Here is a 25,825-nt window from a genome sequence, read left to right as displayed (position 1 = left end):
TCTAACCTATTACATTTTGTTTCTTTGTTTGGGGAGCCAGCGCTTTTACTGATTGGGGACTTCCTTTACAATCGAGCATGTTAATAAATAATGCACCACACAATTGGAGCACGCATGAGCGACGTAAAACACTGTAATTTACTAATTCTTGGTTCGGGTCCAGCTGGCTATACTGCGGCAGTGTACGCTGCGCGCGCGAACCTTAATCCAGTGCTGGTGACAGGCATGCAGCAAGGTGGCCAATTAACCACTACTACCGAAGTAGAAAACTGGCCTGGAGACCCTGAAGGTTTAACTGGTCCAGGTTTGATGGATCGCATGAAAGAGCATGCAGAGCGCTTTGAAACTGAGATGGTATTTGACCACATCAACGAAGTAAATCTGTCTGAGCGCCCTTTCCGCTTAAAAGGCGACAGTTCGGAATACACTTGTGATGCACTGATCATCTCAACTGGCGCATCGGCAAAATATCTTGGTCTAGACTCGGAAGAAGCATTTAAAGGCCGTGGCGTATCAGCATGTGCAACTTGTGACGGTTTCTTCTACCGCAATCAAAAAGTCGCGGTTGTTGGTGGTGGTAACACTGCCGTAGAAGAAGCGCTATACCTATCGAATATCGCCTCTGAAGTTCACCTGATTCATCGCCGCGATACATTCCGCGCCGAGAAGATTTTGATCGATCGTCTGATGGACAAGGTGCAAAACGGTAATATTATTTTGCACACTGATCGTACACTTGAAGAAGTGGTCGGAGATGATATGGGCGTGACTGGCGTGAAAGTCAAAGACGTCAATTCAGGCGCGATTGAACAATTCGATGTGATGGGCACCTTCATTGCGATTGGTCACCAACCGAACACCAGTATTTTTGCCGATCAACTTGAGATGAAAGATGGCTACATCGTAGTGAAATCAGGGCTTGACGGCAACGCGACTCAAACCAGCATCGAAGGCGTATTTGCCGCTGGCGATGTGATGGATCACAACTATCGTCAAGCGATTACCTCGGCAGGAACCGGTTGTATGGCCGCCCTAGATGCCGAACGCTACCTCGATAGTTTAGCGCTCAAATCGTAAGTTTCGACCTGACGTCAATAAATCCATACAGCCCAGCGGGTATTCCCGCTGGGCTTTCTTTTGTATAATGCCTCGCTCATCAGCCATAACAATTATCAATAAGCCTTCATAATGGATAAAAATAGACGCAAAAGCTTGAATCTCTGGCTTAAGCAACAGAGCACGCTAGCAAAACGCTGGCTCATGCTCACGATTGGCTTAGGAGTTTTATCAAGCTTATTCTTACTTGGACAAGCCGCTCTGCTTGCTTCAATTCTTCACCAACTGATCATTGAGCACGTCGATAAGTACCAATTACTTCCTCAATTTTACGGTCTACTTGCTATCATTCTGGCGCGCGCCCTGTGCTCATGGGGACGAGAAATCGCCGGATTCCACTGTGGCAAAGAGATTCGCGTATATATTCGCCGCCAGATTCTCGAAAAGCTTCGCGAACTTGGTCCGGCCTATATTAAAGGCAAACCTGCGGGCGCTTGGGCAACGTTACTGCTTGAACAAGTTGAAGAGATGCACGATTTCTTCGCTAAGTATTTACCGCAAATGTCACTGTCAGTACTGATTCCCTTCGTTATTTTAGTCGTCGTGTTTCCCGTAAACTGGGCTGCTGGATTGATTTTCCTAATCACCGCACCTTTGGTTCCAATGTTTATGGCGTTTGTCGGCATTCGCGCCGCCGAAGCCAACAAGAAAAACTTCAAAGCGCTGCAACGTCTCTCCGGCCATTTCTATGATCGCTTGCAATCCATGACCACCATTCGCCTATTTGATCGCACTAAAGCGGAAACTGAAGTGATGAAAAGCGCGTCAGAGGTGTTTCGTAAACGCACCATGGACGTGCTACGTATTGCATTTTTGTCCTCTGCGGTATTGGAGTTTTTCACCTCGATCTCCATTGCTATCACGGCGGTTTACTTCGGCTTTAGTTTTATTGGTGAACTGGACTTTGGCTATTACGGTACCAGCGTCACTTTGTTCTCTGGGCTGTTTATTCTAATTTTGGCACCTGAGTTTTATCAGCCACTGCGTGATCTTGGCACTTTCTATCATGCCAAACAGCAAGCTATCGGCTCAGCAGAGAGCATCGTTGAATTCCTCGATCTCGACGTCAGTAAAGTCCGCTCAGGTCGCGAGACGCTTGACCTTCAAAACGCCGCTTCCCGCGGTGTATCAATTGAAGCAAGCGACCTTGTGGTACTTAGCCCTGAAGGCGATAAACTGGCCGGTCCACTGTCATTTTGCTTAGACAGCGGTCAAACCACTGCCCTTGTTGGCCCAAGTGGCGCAGGTAAAACCAGCCTTATCAACGCGATTCTTGGCTTCTTACCCTATCAAGGCTCTCTCAAAATCAACGGTATTGAACGCAGCGATCTCGACCTTGACGATTGGCGCAGCCACATCAGTTGGGTGGGACAAAACCCGCTGCTTCTTCACGGCACCATTCGCGATAATATTACGCTTGGCAAAAATGACATTGACGACGCAGCCATCGAGCAAGTGCTTGAGCGCTCTTTTGCTGCCGAATTTGTGCATAAGCAAGGGCTTGATTATCCGATCACCGACCGCTCAGGCGGTTTGTCGGTCGGTCAAGCACAGCGTTTAGCGCTCGCGCGCGCGATGTTGCAAAACGGCGCATTTTGGCTGCTTGATGAGCCGACCGCAAGTTTGGATGCACGCAGCGAGCGCCTTGTCATGCAAGGTCTTGAACAGCAAATTCAACATCGCACGGCATTGATGGTGACTCACCAACTCAATCCGCTCAAAGACGTGGCGCAAATACTGGTGATGCAAAACGGGACCATTGCGCAAAGCGGTGATTTTGCCACTTTAAGCACTCAGCAAGGCCTGTTCCAGACCATGCTGCAAGCACATAGTAACCAAGCGGATAAGGGGAACTTAGATGCGTGATTTACTCCCTTACTTAAAACTGTATCGAAAACATTGGTTTGGTTTGACTCTGGGCATGGTGCTCGCCTTAGCAACTCTGTTTGCCTCCATCGGGCTACTGACGCTTTCCGGATGGTTTTTGTCTGCTTCAGCCGTTGCTGCGTTAACCATCGCACGGGAAACCTTCAACTACATGCTGCCAGGCGCGTTTGTTCGTGGATTCGCGATTGGTCGCACCGCAGGACGTTGGGGCGAGCGCGTTGTCAGCCACAACGCGACCTTCAAGCTATTAACCGACCTGCGCATTTTCTTCTTTTCTAAATTGGCGCCGCTGATCCCGGGCCGCGTTTCCGGCATTCGTGACGCCGATTTACTCAACCGATTAATCGCCGACATCGATGCGATGGACCATGTCTATCTGCGTCTGATTAGCCCAATTATCGTCGGTGCGTTTGGAATTGTCGGCCTGACGGTATTCGTATGTTGGTTTGACATGACGCTTGGCTTAACCCTTGGCGGCATTTTGCTGCTGATGCTGCTAAGCTGGCCGGTTTTGTTCTACAAACTTGGCAAACGTAACGGTCATGACCTGACACAAAACAAAGCGCAATTTCGTATTACGACTTTGGATTGGCTGCAAGGCCACACGGAACTGACTCTATTTGGCGCAGAAAAAGGCTATCGTGATGCCATTTTTGCCGCCCAAGACAAACTGCTGCAAAACCAATACGTCAACGCTCACTTCGGCGGCCTCGCTCAAGCGCTACTGCTGCTGGTGAACGGATGGACGTTGGCTTTAATTATGTGGTTGTCTGCCGATGGCGTTGGCGGTCATCCGCCAGATCCATTCATTGCGATGATGGCGTTTGCTACCATGGCAAGCTTTGAACTCTTAATGCCAATTGCTGGCGCGTTCCAGTATTTAGGTCAAACGCTTACCTCAGCAAGACGCTTAAACGAAGTCATTTTGTCTGAGCCAGACGTGCGTTTTAGTCAAACACCAACCGAGCACAGCGGTGAATACTCGATTGAATTTGAGCAAGTTGAATTTGCTTACAGCGACGAAAGCGCACCAGTATTAACCAATATTGACCTTGCCATTGCGCCAAAACAGCAAGTTGCTATCTTGGGTCAAACTGGCTCTGGTAAATCGACGCTCATGCAGCTATTGACCCGCTACTGGGACCCGCAGCAAGGCCAAATTCGAATTGCTGGCAAGCCATTAACCGAGTGGAGTGAAAGCCAGTTGCGTCAAGCTATCAGTGTGGTCAGCCAACGAGTCGACATTCTTAACGGCAGCTTGCGCGATAACCTGCTGATGGCTCGCCCAGATGCCAGCGATGATACCTTAAGCGAAGTGCTTGCCAGCGTTGGCCTTGAAAAGCTGCTCGATAAGCCTGGCTTAGATACGTGGCTTGGCGATGGCGGTCGTCAGCTTTCCGGCGGTGAAAAGCGCCGTATCGGAATTGCTCGCGCGCTGCTTCACAATGCCCCTATCCTGCTGCTAGATGAACCAACTGAAGGTTTGGATAAACAGACTGAGCAGCAAATTATGGCCTTGTTTGAGCAGCATTTTGTCGGTAAGACAGTGCTGTTTATCACTCACCGCTTGGTCAATCTGGAAAAAATGGATGCGATTTGTCTGATTGAGCAAGGTGAGATTGTCGAGTTTGGTTCCCATCAACAGTTGACCGAGCAGCGCGGTCGCTACTTTGAGCTAACTCAGACTCTGGTTTAAGCGCCTAACACAAAAAGCCCGCTCAACGAGCGGGCTTTTTTATTTGATACGGTTTTGCTATTGGTGAGTAACCAAAAACCTCGAGGTTAAGAGGTTAACGGCGACGTTTGGCGCCGGCACGACCTTTTGGCGGATTGGTGATGCGCTCTTCGTGACGCTTCACTGCACGGCGAATCTTCTGACTCTTTGAACGTTCACGTTTACGTGACGTATTGGCGGCATTCACGTCAAGTAAGGTCTCTTTCTCAGGACGCAGTTCAACCAAATCACGCAAGTAGTTAACGTCTTTGAGGTTGAGTTCCATCCAACCGCCACGTGGCAGTTTCTTATCGAGGAAAATATCCCCGTAACGCACACGTTTCAAACGGCTTACCGTACACTCTTGCGATTCCCACAAACGACGAACCTCACGGTTACGACCTTCGTTAATCACCACGTAAAAGGTGTGGTTCATACCTTCACCACCAGCATAAACGACGTCTTCAAAACGCGCCATGCCATCTTCAAGTTCAACACCTTTTACTAAGTTACGTACTTTCTGTTCATTCACTTCGCCAAAAACACGAACCAGATATTCACGTTCTACTTGGCGGCTTGGGTGCATCAGGCGGTTAGCCAATTCACCGTCGGTCGTAAACAGCAGCAAACCCGAGGTGTTGGCGTCAAGGCGCCCTACCGAAATCCAACGAGAACCTTTGATTTTCGGCAGACGGTCAAAAACAGTTCGACGACCTTCTGGGTCGTGGCGGGTACATAGCTCGCCTTCTGGCTTGTAGTATGCCAAAACTCGGCAGATCACATCGTTTTGCGCTTTGGCAGACACGGTATGTCCGTCAATACGCACGACGGCGTTTTCATCTTCTAAGCGTTCACCAAGTTTAGCCACTACACCATTGACGCTGACGCGTCCGGCTTTGATAAGAGCTTCCAGTTCACGACGAGAACCGTGACCTGCTCGTGCTAATACCTTCTGTAATTTTTCGTTCATCGATTTACTATTTACCTGTATGTCGTCTTCTCAGACGTCGTTGCATGCCTAAATTTGGGCGTTTGATATGCGACTGCAATTTCGCAGCCGCACAGTATGCCAAATTCTTAGCTCAAAAGCACCAAATTTCAGCTATTCAAATACGCTTGGATCGCCAGAACCGACGCGTGAAACGACAGGTTCACCGTCGCTAAAATCCACCACTGTGGTTGGCTGTTCACCAAGGTAACCGCCGCTTAGAATCACATCGACAACGTGTTCCAATTTATCGCGGATTTCTTCTGGATCCGACTCAGTCACTTCACTGCCCGGTAAAATCAATGAGGTAGACATCATTGGCTCACCGAGAGCTTCGAGCAAATCAAGCGCAATGCGGTTATCCGGGACGCGAATACCGATGGTTTTGCGCTTCGCGTTCATCAAGCGGCGCGGCACCTCTTTCGTCCCTTTAAAGATAAAGGTATAAGCGCCCGGCGTGTGGTTTTTCAACAAACGAAAAGCACTGTTGTCTACGCGCGCATACAACGACAACTCTGACAAATCACGACATAGCAACGTAAAATTGTGTTTTTCGTCTAAACGGCGAATCTGGCAAATGCGCTCTAATGCGTGTTTATTTTCCAACTGACAGCCCAGTGCATAACCGGAATCGGTTGGGTAAACGACAACGCCTCCATTACGAATGATCGCGACCGCTTGGTTGATCAATCGAGCCTGTGGGTTTTCAGGATGCACATAAAAAAACTGGCTCATGGTAATTCCTCGTTTTTGAGTCTCGCGACTCTAAGATGGGTAAACTGCGCTCACAGCAGGTTATGAATCGGAAGGTTTGAGGCTCCAATCTTTCCAAACCGGTTCCACTCCTGCAGGCAACCATAGATTTCGCCCGAGCTCCATCCAGGGTGAAGGATAATGAAAATCACTGCCTTGAGACGCTAATAGTTTGTATTGTATAGCATAATCGGCAAGGTTGCGCCTTTCTTGTTGACCTTGTTGCGGCTGTGCCACTTCCATCGCATCGCCGCCCGCATCAACAAAAGCGCTGATCAAACGTTTCAACCACTTAGCGGTTAAATTATATCGCCCTGGATGGGCTAACACCGCTTGGCCGCCAGCTTGATGAATCGCCTCTACGGCTTCTTGCATTGAACACCAATTCGGCGGCACGTAACCTGGGTTATTACGCGTTAAGTATTTCTTGAACACTTGCTGCATGGTTTTGGCGTACTCGTTATCCACCAGCCATTTGGCAAAATGGGCACGTGTAATCGGCGCATCCCCAGCAAGCAAGCGCACCTCTTCCAATACCCCTTCGCGCGTCACCTTTTGTAGACGCTGGGCAATTAACTCGGCGCGCACTTGGCGATGATTGCGTTGGCGTTCAATCAACTGCTGCAGCGCCGTCGCGTTCTCATCAATATTCAGGCCGACAATATGAATGTCTTTGTTTTGCCATACCGTTGATACTTCAATACCGCTGATTAACTGCAACGGTAACTGCTGGTCGGCGATATACGCTCTGGCGCTTGCCAACGCATCGACATTGTCGTGATCGGTGATGGCCAACACATCAATATCGAAATCCATGGCGCGATCGATTAACTGTTGAGGGGTTAATCGACCATCAGAAGATGTGGTGTGGCTGTGTAAATCTATTCTCATGCAAATTTTTATATCAAGTTTTTGTTTTAGAGCTTGACTTCACGGCCTTGAACTAGTTAACTAGTACACAAATACGATTCATCGAAACTAGGGTCTACCATGTTACAAGAATTTAACCAAAAGCAAAAAGCGAAACTCGTTAAATCCGCAGCAGATTTGGCTTGGTGGCGCACTTGGACTGGTTCTTGGTGGGCTGACCTGCGCTGTTAAAACGACACGCCATTGCAAAGCCCGCTCACTCAGCGGGCTTTTTTGTTTCTACACACTTGCATAAGTATCAGAATTTAGACGTGATTTAAGATTGGGAAACCCATCACTTTATGCAACCATGTGACCATAAGAATTATTGAGAAGGAGGTCTTGTGAATAAGGCCATTGAAATCAAACATCGCGATAGCATTGAACTGCTGCACAGCGTTGTCCCTTACGCATCTGACCCAACACACCTGTTTCATACCCTGTGTGAAAACAAAACCGATTGCCTGCTACTTGAATCAGCAGAAATTGACTCAAAACAGAACTTAAAGAGCTTGATGATCGTTGACGCAGCAGTACGTATCGTCTGCTACGGCGATGTTGTCACCTTGACGGCGCTGACCGATAACGGCCGCCAGTTGCTTGATACCTTGCAGCGCAACATTACCTCTGCTGTTAAAACCGAGTATCAAGACGCAACCTTAACGTTAACCTTTCCAGCACCTGATCGCAGCGTCGATGAAGACAGCCGTCTGCGTGAAGCGTCATCCTTTGATGCTCTGCGCTTGGTTCAGCACAGCTTTGATTTAGACGGATTAGAAGAACACGCGGTATTTTTAGGTGGCTTGTTCGCCTACGACATGGTTGCCAACTTTGAACCGCTTGGCGAGGCGAGCAGTGATAACGCCTGCCCTGACTACGTGTTTTACGTTGCCGAAACCTTGCTCATTGTTGATCATCAAACTCAGCGCTGTGACGTACAAGCGACGCTGTTTGCCCATAGCGACAAAACCAAAGCGCAATTGGCAGCGCGCGTAAAAGAGATCGAAACCCTGTGCGCCGCACCGAATGAGATTCCACCCGCGCAAAAACTTGCCAATGTTGAACTGCAAACCAATATTTCTGATGCCGATTTTTGCGATATCGTCAGCGATTTGAAACAGTACGTCGTCAAAGGTGATATTTTCCAAGTGGTACCATCACGCCGCTTTACTCTGCCTTGCCCATCGCCGTTGGTGGCATACCAGCAGCTTAAGCAAAGCAACCCAAGCCCATACATGTTCTATCTCCAAGATGAGTTTTTCACTCTGTTTGGAGCCTCTCCTGAAAGCGCGCTGAAATACGCAACCAATACCAATCAAATCGAAATCTACCCAATTGCCGGTACCCGTCGCCGTGGTAAAAAGCACGATGGCAGCATCGATTTTGACCTTGATAGCCGCATTGAGTTGGAACTGCGCGGCGATAAAAAAGAGAACGCCGAGCACATGATGTTGGTCGACCTAGCACGTAACGATGTGGCACGCATTGCCGAGCCTGGGTCTCGCCACGTGGCAGATTTGCTTAAAGTTGACCGTTACAGCCATGTGATGCACTTGGTATCTCGCGTGGTTGGCCAATTGCGTTCAGATCTCGATGCGCTTCACGCCTACCAAGCGTGCATGAACATGGGCACCTTAACCGGCGCACCAAAAATTCGTGCAATGCAGCTGATTCGCGATGTCGAAAAAACTCGTCGTGGTAGCTACGGTGGTGCGGTCGGTTACTTGACCGGTGAAGGCACTTTAGATACCTGTATCGTGATTCGCTCAGCCTACGTGGAAAATCAAATTGCACACGTTCAAGCTGGCGCTGGCGTGGTGTTTGATTCCGACCCGCAAGCGGAAGCCGATGAGACTCGCGGCAAGGCACAAGCAGTTATCTCTGCCATTTTGGCAGCTCATCAGGCGTAAGGAACTCATCATGGCTAACATCGTATTTATCGACAACTTCGATTCATTTACTTACAACCTGGTCGATCAGTTCCGTTCGCTCGGTCACCAAGTGAAAATTTATCGTAACAGTATCAGTGCAGAAACTATTCAGCATGCGATCGCTGATTTGGATAACCCGCTACTGGTGCTTTCACCTGGGCCAGGTGAGCCAAGCGAAGCCGGCTGTATGCCAACGCTGCTGCAAACCATGAAAGGCAAAGTGCCGATTCTGGGGATTTGTTTGGGCCATCAAGCGATTGTCGAAGCTTACGGTGGTAAAGTCGCTGGCGCAGGTGACATTGTTCACGGTAAGGTTTCAATGATGGCGCATCAAGCACACCCAATCTATCAAGGTCTGCCATCACCGATGGCGATTGCCCGTTACCACTCTTTGGTGGCGGTTGATGTACCAGACACACTGGCTGTCACCGCCGAAGTTGACGGTTTAGTAATGTCAGTGGTTAATGAGCAAGACCGAGTGTGCGGTTTTCAGTTTCACCCAGAATCAATCATGACCACCTACGGCGCGCAGCTTCTCACTAACGCCATCGACTGGGCTTTGCAGGCACAAACCGCCTAATAAACGGAATTATAAGGATAGAATCATGGAAAAAATCATCGACAAATTGTACCGCCAGCAAGCACTTAATGAACAAGAAAGCCACCAGCTGTTTGATGAAATCATTCGTGGCGACCTTGACCCAATTTTGATGGCGGCGGCGTTAACGGCTCTTAAAATCAAAGGCGAAACCCCCGATGAAATCGCGGGCGCGGTAAGCGCTTTGGTGAAGAACGCCAGCCCATTTCCACGCCCAGATTATGACTTTGCCGATATCGTCGGCACTGGCGGTGACGGTCATGACACAATTAACATCTCCACCACCGCTGCGTTTGTTGCCGCAGCGTGCGGTTTGAAAGTCGCCAAACACGGCAACCGCAGCGTATCGAGTAAATCAGGTTCATCGGACTTACTTGATTCATTTGGCATCAACTTGGCGATGAGCGCCGATGACACTCGTAAAGCGATCGATGAACTGGGCGTCGCCTTTTTGTTTGCCCCGCAATACCACGGCGGTTTTCGCCACGCCATGCCAGTGCGTCAGACATTAAAAACACGCACGATTTTCAATATTCTTGGTCCTTTGATTAACCCAGCACGTCCAAACATTGAGTTGATGGGCGTTTATGCGCCAGAGTTGATTCGCCCAATTGCAGAGACCATGCTCAAGCTAGGTATGAAACGTGCTGCTGTGATTCACGGTAGCGGCTTGGATGAAGTGGCGATTCATGGTGAAACTCAAGTTGCGGAAATTCGTGACGGCGCTATTGTAGAGTACACGCTAAAACCAGAAGACTTTGGCGTCGATTGCTACGCATTGGATGCGATTAAAGGTGGTACGCCGGATGAAAACAAGGCGATCATCACCGACATTCTTACCGGAAAAGGGACTCAAGCTCAGACCAGCGCAGTGGCAGTCAATGTTGCGCTGCTGATGCGCTTATTCGGTCACGAAGATCTCAAAGCCAATACCCACAAAGCTCTCGATGTCATGCAGTCTGGAAAAGCGTTTGAATTAGTAAAACAACTGGCAGATAGAGGTTAAGCAATGACGCAGTTATCCGAACACGTGTCTTTAAAGGAAAGCCAAATGGCTGAGGTTCTCGCTAAAATTGTTCGCGATAAACGAGTGTGGGTTCAAGAGCGCAAACAAGCGCAGCCATTAGAGTCATTTCAACGCGATTTGACGCTGTCCAACCGCAGTTTTTATGAAGCGCTAAGCACGCCGCAAACCGCTTTTATTCTCGAGTGTAAAAAGGCGTCGCCATCAAAAGGCTTGATTCGCGAAGATTTCGACCTCGATTACATCGCCTCGGTCTATAACCATCACGCCAGCGCCATCTCTGTGCTGACTGATGAGAAATACTTTCAAGGCAATCTGGATTTTCTGCCACAAGTGCGCAGCCAAGTCACTCAACCGGTGCTGTGCAAAGACTTTATGATCGACGAATACCAAGTCTTTCTCGCACGTAACTATCAAGCGGATGCGATTTTATTGATGCTGTCTGTACTTGATGATGAGCAGTACCAAGCTCTGGCGGAAGTGGCGCATTCACTCAACATGGGCATTTTGACGGAAGTCAGTAACGAGCAAGAACTTGAGCGCGCCGTCGAACTTGGCGCAAAAGTGATTGGCATTAACAACCGTGACTTGCGTGATTTAAGCACCGATTTAAACCGCACCAAGCAGCTAGCGCCTAAACTGCGCGAGAAACTGCCGCACGTGACGCTGATTTCCGAATCTGGCATATACACCCATCAACAAGTGAAAGATCTCAGCCACTACGCCAATGGCTTTTTGATCGGCAGTTCGTTGATGTCAGAAGACAACTTAGAACTGGCGGTGCGTCGAGTGTTACTCGGCGACAACAAGGTATGCGGACTAACTCACCCCGATGACGCGGTGCGTGCCTATCAAGCTGGAGCCGTATTCGGCGGTTTGATCTTCGTGTCTAAATCGCCGCGCTGCGTCAATGTGCAAGCGGCTCGTACCACCATGAGCGGCGCACCACTTCACTATGTTGGCGTATTCCAAAACCAATCGATTGAAGAGGTTGCAGAAACTGCAAGTGCACTGAGTTTGTTTGCCGTACAGCTGCATGGTAATGAAGACCAAACCTATATCAATGAGCTCAAAACCAAGCTGCCACAAGGGACTGAGATTTGGAAAGCATATGGCGTAAGCGATGCGATGCCGACTCTTTTTGAGCAAAACGTCGACCGTCATCTGCTCGACACTAAAATTGGCGAACAGTCCGGCGGTACGGGCCAGAGTTTTGACTGGCAACTGATCACTGAAACACACGACGTGATGTTGGCCGGAGGTATTACCCCCGAGAACGCCAAACAAGCCGCCGCACTTGGATGCTTGGGTTTAGATTTGAATTCCGGTGTAGAAAGCTCTCCCGGTCATAAAGACAGTTTGAAACTGCGCCAAGCGTTTGCCGCCATTCGCGACTATTAATGTCCTGATACCGAAACACAGCGGCGATATAGCAAAACAACACAGCAATTTTTGAATTCGGTGACAAGGTCACTGATAGCGATTTTAAGGAAAGAACATGGCTAAGCTCGATGCCTATTTTGGCGAATACGGTGGACAATACGTTCCACAGATTTTGGTTCCTGCCCTTGACCAACTTGAACAAGCGTTTATCGACGCCCAGCAAGATGACGCTTTTCAAAGCGAATTTATGGGGCTGTTGCAAGAGTACGCCGGTCGACCAACCGCACTGACGTTAACTCGCAATATCACCAAAGGCACTAAAACCAAACTGTACCTAAAACGTGAAGACTTGCTTCACGGCGGCGCACACAAAACCAACCAAGTGCTTGGTCAAGCGCTGCTGGCCAAACGCATGGGTAAAACCGAAATCATCGCAGAAACCGGCGCCGGCCAACATGGTGTTGCAACGGCCCTCGCCTGCGCGCTACTCGATCTAAAATGCCGTGTTTACATGGGCGCGAAAGACGTCGAACGCCAAAGTCCTAACGTCTTTCGTATGCGTTTGATGGGTGCAGAAGTCATTCCTGTTCACTCCGGCTCAGCCACGCTAAAAGATGCGTGTAACGAAGCGCTGCGTGACTGGTCTGGCAGTTATGAGACCGCGCACTATCTGCTTGGCACTGCCGCAGGCCCGCACCCGTTTCCAACCATAGTGCGCGAATTCCAGCGCATGATCGGTGAGGAAACCAAAAACCAAATTTTAGCTCGTGAAGGTCGCTTACCGGATGCGGTTATCGCCTGTGTTGGCGGCGGTTCAAATGCCATTGGTATGTTCGCCGATTTTATTGACGAAACATCGGTCAACTTAATTGGTGTTGAACCTGCCGGGCTTGGCATTGATACCGACAAACACGGCGCGCCGCTGCGCCACGGTAAAACTGGTATTTATTTCGGGATGAAGTCACCGATGATGCAAGATCAACACGGCCAAATTGAAGAATCGTATTCGATCTCTGCTGGACTAGATTTTCCATCGGTGGGTCCGCAGCACGCACACTTGCACGCAACGGGTCGCGCTATCTATGAAAGCATTACCGACGATGAAGCGCTTGAAGCGTTCCAAGACCTTGCTCGCCATGAAGGCATCATTCCTGCTTTGGAGTCGTCCCATGCACTGGCTCATGCCATCAAAATGGCGAAACAAAATCCGGACAAAGAGCAGCTTCTGGTGGTTAACCTCTCTGGTCGTGGCGATAAAGACATCTTCACCGTTGATAAAATTTTGCAAGACAAAGGAGTGCTGTAATGGATCGTTATCAAGCAATGTTCGCCCGTTTAAGTGAGCAGCAACAAGGCGCGTTTGTTCCTTTCGTCACTATGGGCGACCCAACGCCTGAGCTTTCTCTTAAGATTATGGAAACCCTGATCGAAAACGGCGCTGACGCACTCGAATTGGGTATGCCATTTTCCGATCCACTGGCCGATGGCCCAACCATCCAAGGCGCCAACTTACGCGCTCTGAATGCCAAAACCACGCCTGAAACCTGCTTTGAGCTGATTGGTGAACTGCGCAAAAAATACCCAGAGACTCCAATTGGCCTGCTGATGTATGCCAACTTGGTGTTTGCCAATGGCATTGAGCACTTTTATCAGCGCTGTTCAGAAGCCGGTATCGATTCGGTCTTGGTCGCGGATGTGCCAACCAATGAGAGCGCAGAATTTGTTGCTGCAGCGGAAAAATTTGGGGTTCACGCGATTTTCATTGCGCCGCCAACCGCCACCGAAGAAACGCTCAAGTCGGTCGCAAGCCTTGGCAGCGGCTACACCTATTTACTATCACGCGCAGGTGTAACTGGCGCTGAAACCAAAGCCAAGATGCCTGTCGATACCCTACTTGGCAAACTGGCGCAGTTCGACGCCCCTCCTTCGCTGCTTGGCTTTGGTATCTCAGAGCCGGCGCAAGTCAAAGAAGCGCTGCAAGCGGGCGCTGCGGGGGCGATTTCAGGTTCTGCGGTGGTTAAAATCATCGAAAGCCATGTTGATGAGCCACAGACTATGCTCGCCAAACTCGGTGAGTTTGTCGCCAATATGAAAGCGGCAACCCAACGCTAAGTCATCTTTGCGCTAAATCAGTTCAAGCTTGGTTGATGTTTAAGTTATACAACCACTTCCCTTATCGAAAAGCGCCCTTCTCGGCGCTTTTTTCTTGTCTTGATGAGTTGCAAATTTCACCCTGTCACGAGCATTTTTAACATTCCAGCGACATTCGTATTGATAATCGACTGCATTTACACGCTAATTTAGAATAATCTTATATTTAAGATTAAAAGCAAACGTTTGCCTTTTGTTTAAAATTCAATCAACGATATTAAATTTTGCAAGTCGAAACGATGTTCTCACTAGGTGGGGATTGATCATTGGTCAAGAAGCGTGTAAAACACCAGCGAAATATTTGTCCACTCAGTTTCTACTGTTTAGGGGTAAGTTCTAGGATATTCAACAAATCTAGCACAGAGGTTATGGAAGTGTTAAAAAATAAGAGTTTACTAAGCAATATTGGCGTACAAGTCGTCATTGCGATGATCGTCGGTACTGCGGTTGGCGCCTACATGGGTCAAGACGCCGCGATGTTTTCGCCACTAGGCACCATCTTTATTAACTTAATCAAGATGTTAGTTATCCCACTGGTCGCTGTGGCGCTTATCTCTGGCGCAGCTGGTCTAGGTAACAGCCAATCAGCGGGTAAAGTGGGCGCGGTGACACTAGGCTATTTCGCACTGACGTCTGCCCTTGCAGTGGCTTTGGCGCTAGTCATGGGCGAAGTGTTCCAACCAGGCAACGGCATTGAACTGTCTGCAGTGGAAGGCATGTTCTCATCGGAGTATGCGTCGAAAGGTGAATTACCTACGTTTTGGGCCACCGTAACCGGTATGATCCCAACCAACGTGTTCCAATCTCTAAACGATGCCAATATCCTCCAAATTTTGGTTTTCTGCCTTTTCTTTGGTATTGCCATTTCGAAACAAGAGAAGAGCCGTCGCGAACCAATCATGAACGGCGTGAACTGCATCGTTGATGCCATGGTTTGGATGATCAACAAAGTGATGATCATTGCACCAATTGGTGTATTTGGCCTTATGGCTGAAGCGGTGGGCACCTTTGGTTTTGGCGCGCTAATGATCGTATTCAAACTGTTTGTTGTCTACGTCGCCGCGATTTTAATCTTCGGTTTTGTCGCCTACCCACTGATGATTCAGTTGTTTACCAAGACCTCAGCGAAAAAATTCCTTGGCGCAATGAAAAAACCACAAGCCGTAGCACTGTCTACCGCCTCGTCTATGGCGACCCTGCCTGTAACGATGGAAACTTGTGAAAAAGAATTGGGCGTTAGAAACTCAACCGCTTCGTTCGTACTGCCACTTGGTGCCACCATCAATATGTCAGGCAACGCAATTTACTACGGCTTGGTCGCAGTGTTCTTTGCTCAGCTATTCAATATCGACTTATCACTTGGTGCCTACATTGCGATTATCGTGACATCCACTCTAGGTGCGGTTGGTCAAGCTGGCGTTCCTGGTCCATCTTTCCTTGTAGTCGCTGTACTGCTTGCTGCAGGTATTCCAATCGAAGGTTTACCACTGCTGTTCGCACTAGACCGTATCTTTGACATGATTCGTACTGCGCTAAACATCACCGGCGATGCCGCTTGTGCAGTGATTGTCGATGCCTTGATTAAGGATCAAGAAGCGGAAATGGAATACGAAGATCAACAGGCGTAATTCTATTTCTGTGAGATAAAGCAAATACTCTAAAAGCCGTCGCCTGTGACGGCTTTTTTTACGCCACAAGATCACAGTTTTATAAACTTCCCTACCTAATTTACCTCGTTGATATACAACTATGGTGATATCATCCAGAAAAAATATATTAAAAATACAAATGTCAGATTGGATGAAAAAATGGAACTTTGCTTGCTTTATGAGCGCTATCTTCGTGATAAGCAGCTTAAGATCTCAAGAAGAGACATTCTTCTAGCGATCGATTCACTCCCCCACTTAAATAAAAGAGCGCTGTTTGAACATATTCTCAATGTGCGCCTCAAACAAATAACCGCACGCTCGCCGAATACAGAGTTTCTTAATATCGCAGGTAAACTCAATTCGTCGATATATAAAGAGACCATTTGCCACACTAGCGCTGAATTGACCTCAATCGAGTTTCAACTCGAACAATTTGCGCTGCATTTTTTTGATGGCATTACCGACTTGTGGTGCGAATATGAAATACATTGCTTAATTAACAAATACCCATTACCCAGCTTTGAATATTCACCCACCGCTGTGTCATTGAGCTACGATGAATCTCATTATCAATCCAAACTTATTCAAAATGTAGAAACTGAAACCCAGCTGTATTACACCCTATATAGTGTTGCGCCGCTGGTCCTTGCGGATGCCATATTGCTGTGTAACTTGTGTACATTTATAAAAGAACACAAATGGTATGAAATGTTGTACTCTCTGGAGTTATCAACGCAAGGAACGCATTTTTTATTGATGACAGCTAGCCACCAATCCCAGATACCCATTTTGGTCTCTACTGCCCGTATTCAGTACTGGCATCAGCGTAGCGACTGGTTGTATTTTTCTCCGTTTTTCCAATCCAACATTTGGCAGCCTTATCTTCAACCTGAATTTGAACAAATATTGCGCCAAAACCTGCAATTAGAACAGAACGGACGTCTCGATTGCAGCTCGATAGCCGCACTGGATAGTAGCCTTAGCGAACTGATTTTGAACAAAAGTCGCATTTGTGAAATCTTACGCCTCACCACAAGTGGCAATACCATACAGTGTGCGTTTATTATTTATTTAGCCCAAAAACACATCATGTCGTTACTTCATGCTCAGCAGTTTTCTTTGGGCTTTGTAGTTATCGAACAACCTTTAATGATGTATTACTACGCCAGCCTAACCAATGGTGAATATCTTTATACTGCGGCATCTAATTTACAAGATACGGGTAATTCAACCTTTAAAGGCTTATGGCTGATTGAAAAGCTCAACCAACAATTACGCACCACCAGTTACAAAGAATATAAACAACGCGTGTTTACGCAAAAGAAATATAATCGTCATCAAGCGATAGGAGAACGCACTCGTGGTTAGTTTATATGAGAATGTCTTTATTTATCCTAAAGCGGTTATTCTGCTGTTTATCTCGCTGATTGTGGTTAGCTGGGTCAGTTATTTCTACCTAAACCTTAAAGCGCGCCAGATTGATGTAACCAAAAGTCACTATAAGTACTATCTAAGCTACTCTGCTGGGCTATTTTTCTGGATCTTAAGTAATGCCTACTTTCACACTGGTTATTTAGTCAGCCAATCGGAACAATCTGCGATTGTATTGGCGATCTTTGCTAACTTGACCGCCTTTATCGCTTTTGCATCTGCATTTCTGTTCTCGTGCAAACTCAAAGAGCATTATTTACAAACCAAAACCCACCGTCTGGTATACACCTTATTAACCGCGTTGACCGTATTGTCACTCGGCATCAATTTGATCCCAGAACTGACGGTGCAATACGTCGACATCACGGCGCCGAGTGAGTTTGTGATTCATTTTGGTAATTACACCTCACTGTTTTTCTTAACCTTGACCGCTTTAGTGTTTTTAACCCTGATTAATTTGATCTCTTTGCGCGGCGTCGGTAACCGGTTGAGCAAAACTCGCGTCAACTTTATGGTCGCAGGCATGATCATCTTTATGGTCTCAACTGGCATTATTCAGCTTGGCGTCACTATGTTCGTTGGCGATTTCTCGCTGACATGGCTACCTCCTGCTCTGTCGATCAGTGAAATGTTGATAACCGGCTACGCGCTGCTGACTTCCCGTTTTTACAGCACGCGCTATATGAGTTATTTGTTGCTTACCGCCGCGGTCACCTGTGCGATTTATATTTTCCCTTTGTTCTTTTTTACCGAATCAAACGGCATCAAGTACGACATCATCATCTTATACAGCTTTGTGCTCGGCATTACCTGGCAACCGCTCTACAGCCGCGTAAAGCAATATACCAGTTTGATGATTTATAATTCGCCGCTGTCTCCGACTGAACAGATCTATGCCTTGGTCACGGAATTTCAAAAATCGCCGCCGGACGCGTTAGCGAAATTGGCCGAGCTTCTGAACGTGCCTGCCAGCCAAATGCATTTGGTCAAAAAGAGTCCTGGCGAAGACTTATATATCGATTATCTCAGCCGCAACCAAGACGCGCTGATCATTGAGGAATTGCAAGACAAACTCGACGGCTCGGTGACCAAAGGCAAACTTGGCGAACTGCATGAAAAAATGAGCGAAAGTGATGCGGCGATCATCATGCCGATGTTTGATAACAGCCATGTTATCTCCCACTTACTGATCGCCACCCATAAAACCAACGGCCAGATGTACTCGAACGAAGAGTTAATCGCGCTGAAAAAGGTGCTTGAACAAGCCCAGTATTACATCAACTCCGATCGACGCGTGCGTCAGTCTCAAGCATTGGCAAATTCGATCGCCCATGAGATGCGTAACCCCCTTGCCCAGTTGCAATTGCACTTAGAAAAACTGCAAATTCAACTGCAGACCAATGCCAGTTTAGAAACGCTACTCAACGAGGTCGAAAGTGGCAAAGCCTCGATTCGCCGCGGTAAACAACTGATCGACATCATTTTGCGAGAAGTTAGCACCTCGTCGTTTTCGCAAGAGCCGATGGCGGTGTCATCAATAAAACGTTTGTTAATGCAAGCCATCAACCAGTTCGGTTTTGAAAGCGAGCAGATCAAACGACGTATTCACCTGCATACCGACAGCGATTTTTCGGTGCGCGTCAATGACACGCTATTTAACTTTGTGGTGTTTAACTTGCTGCGTAACGCCATTTACTATTTTGACTCCTTCCCCGACAGCCAAATTGATATCCAAACCGTCTCACGTTTTCATGAAAACGTGGTGATCTTTCGAGACACAGGTCCGGGTATTCATGAGTCGGTGAAAAGGCAGATATTTGACGATTTCTACAGTTACAACAAATCTGGAGGCAGCGGACTTGGCCTAGGCTATTGCTCGCGGGTAATGAACTCATTTGGCGGCACCATTTCTTGCCACTCTGAATACGGAAAGTACACCGAGTTTCACCTCACTTTCCCGGCGCTATCATTAAGCACCATCAATGAAGAATCGACGCCAGAAATGGAGATAGGGCCAAGTTCGAGTCACGATGCGTTGGCTCCCTATAATCATGCAGAAGGCCCGGAAAATTGCCACAAAACGGTGCTGGTCGTCGACGATAAAGAAGTGCAACGTGCTATGGTCACTCTTTATTTGCAACAGCTTGGCTATGATGTCATTCAGGCCAATAACGGCAAAGTTGCGGTAGAAATTTTCCACAACAATCCGATCGATCTGGTGATCATGGACATTCAAATGCCTGTTATGAACGGCTTTGAAGCCGCAACACGTATTAAACAGCTCAGCCCAAATACTCCCGTCATCGCGCTTTCTGGTGAGTCTGGCGAACGCGAACTTGAGCTGATCACCAATTTGATGGATGGACGTTTAACCAAACCCACGACCAAAGAAGATTTAAAGCACGTCATGTCGCAATGGATCGAAGATCACGAAACCAGTTACTCGTCATAAACTCTTCATGATCTGGCATCGAATATGCTTTTAAAACACCAGTAGTCTAATCGTGACGAATAACTGACTCGTCACTATCAAGAGGACATTGGTTGTGGATATTTATAGACATACCTATTACCGCCTAATCCATCATGGCATGAAGAGTTTACTGGTTGACCGTATGGGCCAATTCACCGAATTGGCTTATCACGAATACCTCTACATGATCACTGGCAAATCCAGTTGTTTCAGCATGACGGACGACGAATTGAAACATACCCTTTGTGGGCTTAAGAACGAAGGTTACTTGGAAGACATCAAGAACCAAATCGCCCATTTGCCGATATTCAGCACCGCAAAATAACGGCTTTATTTGTTTCTAACTGTCACTGGCTATTCAGTCTAACGGAAAGTTTCGTTAGACTGTGACCAACGCAGTAACCCAGTAGCGAACAAATAATGAAACAAATTATTGATTTTATTCCACTAATAGTATTTTTTATCCTCTACAAGATGTACGACATCTACGTCGCCACCGGCGCTTTGATTGTCGCATCTGCCCTTCAAATCGTGGTTCTTTACCTGCTTTACAAAAAAGTCGAGAAAATGCAGCTCATCACTTTTGTGATGGTCGCGGTCTTTGGCAGCATGACGCTCATTTTGCATGACGCCGACTTCATTAAATGGAAAGTCACCATTGTTTATGCCGTTTTAGCGGCAGCTCTGGCTATTAGCCACCTAATTGGTAAATCCGCGATAAAAAGTATGCTGGGTAAAGAGATCGAATTACCCGACGCGGTATGGACCCGTATTACCTGGGCTTGGGTTGGCTTTTTCTCCATATGCGCCGCGCTGAATATTTACGTTGCCTTCCATTTATCGCAAGATGTTTGGGTCAACTTCAAAGTCTTTGGTCTGCTAGCAGCAACTTTTCTTTTCACTCTGCTAACAGGCGTGTACATTTATCGTTATCTACCTAAAGATAAAAAATCACTACCTAAAGACAATAAAGTGGATTAACCACTAAAAGCCGCTAAGGCTTTGTAAAAGGTATTATTTTTCAGCGGCCTATCGGTCGCTGTTTTATTATGTAATGGATGTCTATTTTATGAGCTCAGAAAACAATACCCCAAAGGGCCAAATGATTCTTCGCACTCTGGCAATGCCTGCCGATACCAACGCCAACGGTGATATTTTTGGCGGTTGGATCATGTCACAGCTCGACTTAGCCGGTGGCATATTGGCAAAAGAGATCTCATCTGGTCGAATTGTGACCGTCTCGGTCTCAAGTATCACCTTTAAAAAACCCGTTCGAGTCGGCGATGTGGTATGTTGCTACGGTGAGTGCACTCGCATCGGTCGTACATCGATGGAAATGAACCTTGAAGTTTGGGTAAAACCCGTCAAAGCCGATGGCGTTGGCGAACGCTTTCAGGTCTGTGAAGCGACGTTCAACTATGTCGCGATCGATGGTGAAGGACGTCCTCGCCCGATTAAGACAAGCGCTTGATTTCTCAGTATTGACTGTGAAAATCACCGCATATTCGGTAAAGTAACGGCTATCGGTTAATTCGCTCACGTGTCGAGCGCACAAGGAAATGAACAATGTGGTATGTAATTTTTTCACAAGACGTTGAAAACTCTTTAGAAAAACGCATGGGCGTCCGAGAAAAACACTTAGCTCGCTTGCAACAGTTGCAAGATGAAGGCCGTCTTTTGACTGCTGGACCACTGCCAGCGATTGACTCAGACAACCCAGGTGAAGCCGGATTCACCGGTTCGACCGTGATTGCCGACTTTCCGTCTCTTCAACAAGCACAACAATGGGCCGACGCAGACCCTTATGTCGCCGCAGGCGTTTACCACAAAGTCATTGTTAAGCCATATAAAAAAGTATTTTAATATGAAACGATTATATCGCTTAGGCGCATTTGCACTGCTAGCTGCCATGCTCGGTGGATGTTCCTCAAGCAGCGAACAACAACGTCAGTTAGAAATGATTGCCAGCAGCCGCGCCAATATGTTGTCTGCCGAACTGCCAATGGATGTCGGCCCACTGTCGATCCTGCGCGCCAATGCCCATGGCCCAATCATTGAGATCATGATGGTGTATAACGATGATGCCAAAAACGCGAAACCAATTAAGAGCGTTTTGCGTACTAGCATCAACACCTACTGCTCAAACAAAGACATCAAGAATAACTTAGAAGTGGGTGTCGGTTATCGCATCAAAATGCGCAATAGCCGTGGCCAATTGATGGTTGACCAACTGATCACCAACGACACCTGTAGCTCAATCGAATAAACAACGTTCCAAACGTTATTCGATGTTAAAGCCCCGCTGTGCGGGGCTTTTTATTGTCATTCACTCAAACCTATCACTTAAGCCGACTGCGCATATTTACGACGTAACGATTTTGCCGCCAGCACTAAGTTGGTTAGTGCCGCTTCCGTCTCCGGCCAAGTGCGCGTTTTTAATCCGCAATCCGGATTGACCCACAACCGCTGAAGCGGAATTTTACGCGCCGCTTTTTCAACCAAGCCTTCAATCCATTCTACTTGCGGAATATTTGGCGAATGAATGTCATACACGCCCGGACCAATCGCGTTCGGATAGTTAAACTCCTCGAATGCTTGCAAAAGTTCCATATTCGAGCGCGAAGTCTCAATGGTAATCACGTCCGCATCTAAAGCCGCTACCGATTCGATGATCTCATTAAACTCGCTATAACACATGTGGGTGTGAATTTGAGTTTGCGGCGCTGCGCTACCTGCAGCAATCTTAAACGCACGCACCGCCCAATCAAGGTAGGCCTGATGTTGACTGACTTTAAGTGGTAAACCTTCGCGAATCGCCGGTTCATCAATCTGGATAATCTCGATCCCAGCTTGCTGAAGGTCCGCCACTTCATCACGCAGCGCTAATGCGAGCTGCTCGGTAATGGTCTGGCGAGAAATATCTTCGCGAGGAAAAGTCCAACATAAAATCGTCACTGGGCCGGTCAACATGCCCTTCATTTTCTTCGCGGTTAACGATTGGGCGTAGCGGCTCCATTCCACCGTGATGGGTTGTTCACGTTCGATATCCGCGACCACAATCGCAGGCTTAACGCAGCGCGAGCCATAACTTTGCACCCAACCAAACTGAGTCGTTTGAAAACCGGCAAGATGCTCGGCGAAATATTCCACCATGTCGTTACGCTCGGCTTCGCCATGCACCAGCACATCGAGATCGAGCGCTTCTTGGCGCGCGACGGCATCTTGAATATGACCTTTAATCGCTTGCTGGTAGTCAGCCTGACTGAGCTTACCGCTGCGATACGCACTGCGCTGCAAACGAATTTCTCCGGTTTGTGGAAACGAGCCAATTGTGGTGGTTGGCAGCAGCGGCAACTTAAGTACTTCGGCTTGATGAGCGGCACGCTCGGAGTAAGGCGCGCTGCGCTCAGCCATTGCAGCGCTAATGCGGTTAACACGTTGCTGAACATTGGGCTTGTTGACATGCTCGGCGCTTCCGCGCTCGATAATCGGTTGACTGTATTGGTGACACGCATGTATCGCGGCTTCATCGCCATCCAACGCTCGACCTAGCAGCGCAACTTCTGCCACCTTCTGCTTAGCAAACGCAAACCAGCTACGCGTTTCAGGCGTTAAATCGCGCTCAAGTTCCAAATCCACCGGGCTGTGCAATAGCGAACATGAACTGGCAATCCATAGCCGTTCACCGAGTAACGCTTTGATGTCGCCCAATTGAGCTAATTTTTCGTTCAAGTTGGCTCGCCACACATTACGGCCATTAACAACTCCCGCTGACAATACCCAATGTTCCGGAAGCGCTTTAACCAGCGCCGGAAGCGGATGTTCAGCCGCTGACAAATCGATGTGAATACCGTCGACATTAAGCTCGACAATGCGCTCAAACACACTATCGATGGCATCGAAGTAAGTGGTGAGCAAGATTTTTAACCCACAATCAATCGCCTGATACGCAGGTTTAAATGCATCTAGCCAGCGCGCGTCCAAATCAAGCGCCAAAATCGGCTCATCAGTCTGCACCCAAGTGACGCCAAGCTGATGTAACTTGGTGAGAATTTGTTGGTATACCGGCAGCAGTCTAGGCAACAAACTTAAACGCTCAAAACTAGGCTCGACCTCTTTCCCCAAATACAAATAACTCAGCGGCCCAAGCAACACTGGTTTAACTTTGTGGCCCAAATCCAGCGCTTGTTTCACTTCTTCAAACAGCTGCGGCCACGCCAGTGAAAACTCATCATCGGCGCTAAACTCCGGCACAATGTAGTGATAGTTAGTATTAAACCATTTGGTCATATCACTGGCAGCAAAGCCTGCGCAGCTGCATTGTGACTTGCCGCGGCCGATGCGAAACAGAGTGTCGAGGTCAATCTCGCCTTGGCGATGACGTTTCGGCACGTGACCAAGTAATAACGAAGTCGTCAGCACATGGTCATACCAAGCAAAATCGCCAGCAGCGACAAAACTGAGCTCGCTTTGGGTTTGCCAGCTGTTTTCGCGTAGTGCGCTGCCAACAGCTTGCAGTGCGTCTTGGTCTATCTCGCTACGCCAATATTTCTCTAACGCGAATTTCAACTCGCGCTGTTTGCCGATACGTGGGTAGCCCAAAACATGCGTTGTAGTAGTCATAAAGAGATCCTTTGCTAATCATAAGTGCTCGCCAACTGAGCAATCTAGACGTCTAAACTACTTGGCAATCATCTCATGCAACAAGGTCCAATTATTCAACCTGTTTATTAGATACATTCATGTTTGCTTGTTCATCATAAGCAAACATCATCACAATCAAGAGGACTCATTTTAGAATTTATAAATTAAATAGACGTCTAGACGTTTACAACGTAAAAGAAAGCGCGTAAGTTAAGATTCATCATGTTGATATGATTAGATTGAGAGGATTTCATGATTGAATTGAAGCATCTGAAAACATTAGCTTCTTTACGCGACACAGGGTCACTTACCGCCACCGCAACGGCGCTTCATCTCACCCAATCCGCACTTTCTCATCAAATCAAAGATCTGGAATCTCGCATCGGCGGGCAACTGTTCCTGCGCAAAACACGCCCTGTGAGGTTTACCTCAGAAGGTGAGATTCTGTTGAACTTGGCCAATGACGTGCTGCCACGTTTAGCCAAAGCGGAGAACGAACTGGCGAGTTTAAAAGAAGATGTTAATGGCCGATTGCACATGGCCATTGAATGTCACTCATGCTTTCAATGGCTGATGCCAGCATTAAAGGAATACCAAATTGCTTGGCCAAGCGTGACATTGGATTTTTCATCAGGTTTTGGCTTTGAACCCCTACCGGCGCTGATGAATGGCGAGCTTGATTTAGTGATCACATCGGATATTCAGCCGCGCTCAGAAGTGCATTATGAGCCGTTATTTGATTTTGAAATGCGCCTTATCACCGCAACCAACCACCCGCTCGCCGAACTCGCTTGCATTGAACCGGAGGACTTGCGCGATCAAACCATGCTCTCCTACCCAGTACAGAAACAGCGTCTTGACGTGGTTAAGCACTTTCTCCATCCAGCCGGTATCGAACCTGCAAAATGGAAACAAGCGGATAACACGTTAATGTTGGTGCAAATGGTGTCGGCAGGACTCGGTGTTTCGGCACTGCCCAATTGGGCGATCAGCGAATTTTCTCGCCAAGGATTGATTACCAGCATTCCGCTGGGCAAAGGGTTATGGCGCCGTCTGTTTGCTGCAACGCGCAACAGCGATAAAAACAAGCGCTATCTACAAGCATTTTTTGCCACCGCGCGCCAACAAAGTAAAAGCCACCTTGACGGCATCAAGATGGCTTAATATCAAACAG

Annotated in this window: 23 protein-coding genes and 1 other annotated feature; of the genes, 19 read left to right on the top strand and 4 right to left on the bottom strand. The window is 47.8% G+C overall.

Translation table 11 applies throughout. The features are described from left to right. The first annotated feature begins 114 nt into the window (after positions 1-114). The 3 genes from trxB (at position 115) to cydC (ending at position 4,699) form a co-directional block, all read left to right on the top strand. Entirely contained in the window at positions 115-1,077 is a 963-nt protein-coding gene (gene trxB, locus BLS03_RS08565; protein WP_093272265.1) for a thioredoxin-disulfide reductase, read from the top strand. 111 nt (positions 1,078-1,188) lie between these two features. Beyond that, positions 1,189-2,982, top strand: coding sequence for a heme ABC transporter permease/ATP-binding protein CydD (gene cydD / locus BLS03_RS08560; protein WP_093272262.1), 1,794 nt, complete (start codon positions 1,189-1,191; stop codon positions 2,980-2,982). Continuing rightward, a complete protein-coding gene (gene cydC, locus BLS03_RS08555; RefSeq protein ID WP_093272259.1) occupies positions 2,975-4,699 on the top strand; it encodes a heme ABC transporter ATP-binding protein/permease CydC in 1,725 nt (574 codons plus the stop codon). The genes cydD and cydC overlap by 8 nt, the downstream gene beginning before the upstream one ends. 94 nt (positions 4,700-4,793) lie before the next feature. Here cydC and rluB read toward each other — a convergent pair whose 3' ends face one another. The 3 genes from rluB to rnm all read right to left on the bottom strand — a co-directional run bounded on the left by rluB (position 4,794) and on the right by rnm (position 7,349). Then, entirely contained in the window at positions 4,794-5,687 is an 894-nt protein-coding gene (gene rluB, locus BLS03_RS08550; protein ID WP_093272255.1) for a 23S rRNA pseudouridine(2605) synthase RluB, read from the bottom strand. 132 nt (positions 5,688-5,819) lie between these two features. Beyond that, complete coding sequence (locus BLS03_RS08545; protein ID WP_093272253.1) at positions 5,820-6,440, bottom strand: L-threonylcarbamoyladenylate synthase; 621 nt, start codon at positions 6,438-6,440, stop codon at positions 5,820-5,822. 60 nt (positions 6,441-6,500) lie between these two features. Then, complete coding sequence (gene rnm, locus BLS03_RS08540; protein ID WP_093272250.1) at positions 6,501-7,349, bottom strand: RNase RNM; 849 nt, start codon at positions 7,347-7,349, stop codon at positions 6,501-6,503. A gap of 99 nt (positions 7,350-7,448) precedes the next feature. Here rnm and trpL2 point away from each other — a divergent pair, with 99 nt between their 5' ends. The 15 genes from trpL2 (at position 7,449) to BLS03_RS08465 (ending at position 22,273) form a co-directional block, all read left to right on the top strand. After that, positions 7,449-7,559, top strand: a complete 111-nt coding sequence (trpL2, locus tag BLS03_RS08535; protein ID WP_093272248.1) for a tryptophan operon leader peptide — start codon at positions 7,449-7,451, stop codon at positions 7,557-7,559. Continuing rightward, positions 7,506-7,605: a sequence feature (Trp leader region), on the top strand. Its footprint overlaps the gene before it by 54 nt. Positions 7,606-7,711: 106 nt before the next feature. Beyond that, complete coding sequence (locus BLS03_RS08530; protein ID WP_093272246.1) at positions 7,712-9,277, top strand: anthranilate synthase component 1; 1,566 nt, start codon at positions 7,712-7,714, stop codon at positions 9,275-9,277. A gap of 10 nt (positions 9,278-9,287) precedes the next feature. Next, positions 9,288-9,878, top strand: a complete 591-nt coding sequence (locus BLS03_RS08525; RefSeq protein ID WP_093272242.1) for an aminodeoxychorismate/anthranilate synthase component II — start codon at positions 9,288-9,290, stop codon at positions 9,876-9,878. 25 nt (positions 9,879-9,903) lie between these two features. After that, the gene (gene trpD / locus BLS03_RS08520) at positions 9,904-10,902 is read left to right on the top strand and encodes an anthranilate phosphoribosyltransferase (RefSeq protein WP_093272239.1); all 999 of its coding nucleotides are present in this window, start codon (positions 9,904-9,906) and stop codon (positions 10,900-10,902) included. Between the two features lie 3 nt (positions 10,903-10,905). Further along, positions 10,906-12,321, top strand: a complete 1,416-nt coding sequence (gene trpCF / locus BLS03_RS08515) for a bifunctional indole-3-glycerol-phosphate synthase TrpC/phosphoribosylanthranilate isomerase TrpF (RefSeq protein ID WP_093272236.1) — start codon at positions 10,906-10,908, stop codon at positions 12,319-12,321. 97 nt (positions 12,322-12,418) lie between these two features. After that, complete coding sequence (gene trpB / locus BLS03_RS08510; RefSeq protein WP_093272234.1) at positions 12,419-13,609, top strand: tryptophan synthase subunit beta; 1,191 nt, start codon at positions 12,419-12,421, stop codon at positions 13,607-13,609. Continuing rightward, positions 13,609-14,415 carry a tryptophan synthase subunit alpha gene (gene trpA / locus BLS03_RS08505; RefSeq protein ID WP_093272231.1) on the top strand — a complete coding sequence of 269 codons (807 nt, stop codon included), beginning with the start codon at positions 13,609-13,611 and terminating at the stop codon, positions 14,413-14,415. The genes trpB and trpA overlap by 1 nt, the downstream gene beginning before the upstream one ends. A 407-nt stretch (positions 14,416-14,822) precedes the next feature. After that, the gene (locus BLS03_RS08500) at positions 14,823-16,082 is read left to right on the top strand and encodes a dicarboxylate/amino acid:cation symporter (RefSeq protein WP_093272229.1); all 1,260 of its coding nucleotides are present in this window, start codon (positions 14,823-14,825) and stop codon (positions 16,080-16,082) included. Positions 16,083-16,262: 180 nt separating this feature from the next. Further along, positions 16,263-17,471: an acyl-homoserine-lactone synthase gene (locus tag BLS03_RS08495; RefSeq protein WP_093272226.1), complete on the top strand. Its 1,209-nt coding sequence runs from the start codon at positions 16,263-16,265 to the stop codon at positions 17,469-17,471. Further along, a complete protein-coding gene (locus BLS03_RS08490; RefSeq protein WP_093272224.1) occupies positions 17,464-19,986 on the top strand; it encodes a hybrid sensor histidine kinase/response regulator in 2,523 nt (840 codons plus the stop codon). The genes BLS03_RS08495 and BLS03_RS08490 overlap by 8 nt, the downstream gene beginning before the upstream one ends. A gap of 139 nt (positions 19,987-20,125) precedes the next feature. After that, entirely contained in the window at positions 20,126-20,332 is a 207-nt protein-coding gene (locus tag BLS03_RS08485; protein WP_425445105.1) for a hypothetical protein, read from the top strand. Between the two features lie 95 nt (positions 20,333-20,427). Then, positions 20,428-20,988, top strand: a complete 561-nt coding sequence (locus tag BLS03_RS08480; RefSeq protein ID WP_093272218.1) for a septation protein A — start codon at positions 20,428-20,430, stop codon at positions 20,986-20,988. 88 nt (positions 20,989-21,076) lie between these two features. After that, on the top strand, positions 21,077-21,478 hold the full coding sequence (gene yciA, locus BLS03_RS08475; RefSeq protein WP_093272216.1) for an acyl-CoA thioester hydrolase YciA: 402 nt from the start codon (positions 21,077-21,079) through the stop codon (positions 21,476-21,478). Between the two features lie 95 nt (positions 21,479-21,573). Further along, complete coding sequence (locus BLS03_RS08470) at positions 21,574-21,870, top strand: YciI family protein (protein WP_093272213.1); 297 nt, start codon at positions 21,574-21,576, stop codon at positions 21,868-21,870. 1 nt (position 21,871) lies between these two features. Next, positions 21,872-22,273, top strand: a complete 402-nt coding sequence (locus tag BLS03_RS08465; protein ID WP_093272210.1) for a GspS/AspS pilotin family protein — start codon at positions 21,872-21,874, stop codon at positions 22,271-22,273. Positions 22,274-22,350: 77 nt separating this feature from the next. Here BLS03_RS08465 and metE read toward each other — a convergent pair whose 3' ends face one another. Continuing rightward, complete coding sequence (gene metE, locus BLS03_RS08460) at positions 22,351-24,630, bottom strand: 5-methyltetrahydropteroyltriglutamate--homocysteine S-methyltransferase (RefSeq protein WP_093272208.1); 2,280 nt, start codon at positions 24,628-24,630, stop codon at positions 22,351-22,353. Positions 24,631-24,903: 273 nt separating this feature from the next. Here metE and metR point away from each other — a divergent pair, with 273 nt between their 5' ends. Continuing rightward, on the top strand, positions 24,904-25,815 hold the full coding sequence (gene metR, locus BLS03_RS08455) for an HTH-type transcriptional regulator MetR (RefSeq protein ID WP_093272205.1): 912 nt from the start codon (positions 24,904-24,906) through the stop codon (positions 25,813-25,815). The last annotated feature ends 10 nt before the right edge of the window (positions 25,816-25,825 follow it).

This window comes from Vibrio xiamenensis (assembly GCF_900100015.1).
Lineage (GTDB): Bacteria > Pseudomonadota > Gammaproteobacteria > Enterobacterales > Vibrionaceae > Vibrio > Vibrio xiamenensis.
The sequence above is the reverse complement of the archived record's forward strand: the minus strand, read 5'-3'. Positions and strand labels throughout refer to the sequence as shown.